General features: G+C 72.4%; 3 protein-coding genes. 2 read left to right on the top strand and 1 reads right to left on the bottom strand.

Features of this window, described 5'->3' with window-relative positions; genetic code table 11:
* On the bottom strand, nt 1-285 hold a 285-nt coding region (locus KVT45_RS55045; protein ID WP_217562650.1), incomplete at its 3' end, for a hypothetical protein.
* On the opposite strand from KVT45_RS55045, the gene KVT45_RS55050 reads away from it, so the two are divergent.
* Nucleotides 284-478 (top strand): hypothetical protein, encoded by a 195-nt coding sequence (locus KVT45_RS55050; RefSeq protein WP_217562652.1) that lies wholly within the window; start codon nt 284-286, stop codon nt 476-478. The genes KVT45_RS55045 and KVT45_RS55050 overlap by 2 nt on opposite strands.
* Nucleotides 479-542: 64 nt before the next feature.
* Nucleotides 543-850, top strand: a 308-nt coding sequence (locus KVT45_RS55055) for a cyclic nucleotide-binding domain-containing protein (RefSeq protein WP_217562654.1), incomplete at its 3' end; no start/stop codon positions are given.

Genomic DNA, 850 nt, shown 5'->3' on the forward strand with positions numbered 1-850 from the left:
CTCCAGCACGCCCTGATGTCCAAGGTCGCCGACGAGGCGCTGCGCGACGCCGGGTACGACCGGACCGTGCCGCCGGGGGCGAAGGCGCCGCAGGCGCGCCGGACCGCGGTCGTGGTGGCGATGGTGGCGGCACTGACCGTGCTGCCCGCCCTGCTCGCCGTCCTCGGCCCCCGGGTCGAGGCACTTTCGGTGCGGCGGCTGTTCCGTCGCCCACCGCCGGCTCTCCCACAGGACGAGGTCGCGCACGGGGTCTGGTACCGCCTCGCGCACAGCATCATGCGCCATGGGAACGCTCAACCTGGCCGCCCTCAACCTGGCCAACTGTCTCGGCGCGATCGGCGGCGCGGTCGCCCTCGACGCCGGCTGGGGGACCCTGTCCACCGTGTGGGCCGGCTTCGTCCTCACCACCGCGGGTCTGCTCCTGTACGTCACGACCGTCGCCCGGGTGAAGCCGGCGCCCGTTCCGGCTCGCGCCTGAACAGCCCGACTCGACCAGCACTCCAGCAAGAGACCCTTGTGGTCCGGTGTGACGGAGGAATCACGTGAACGACGGTGCGGCACCGCGCGGGCCTGTCCTGGACAACGAACAGTTCCACCGGCTCGCCGAGTACGGTGAGGCGGAGCACGCCGAACCCGGCCGGGACCTGTACACGTCCGGCGACGACACCTACGACTTCTTCCTGCTCCGGTCGGCGACCGTGGACATCGTCCGGGACGCGACGGCGATCGAGCCGGAGCGTCTGATCTACCAGGGCGGCCCCGGAGACTTCCTCGGAGGGCTCAGCCTGCTGTCCGGTCCGCACGCCTATCTGACCGCCCGGGTGGCGTCCGCCGCGAGCCGGGTCGGCGC

The sequence above is a fragment of the Streptomyces sp. GbtcB6 genome, assembly GCF_019091475.1.
GTDB classification, from domain to species: Bacteria; Actinomycetota; Actinomycetes; order Streptomycetales; family Streptomycetaceae; genus Streptomyces; species Streptomyces hyaluromycini.

What these genes read in the sequence shown, in the direction of transcription:
- KVT45_RS55050 (WP_217562652.1), top strand. Translation starts at nt 284, where the DNA reads ATGGGAACGCTCAACCTGGCCGCCCTCAACCTGGCCAACTGTCTCGGC.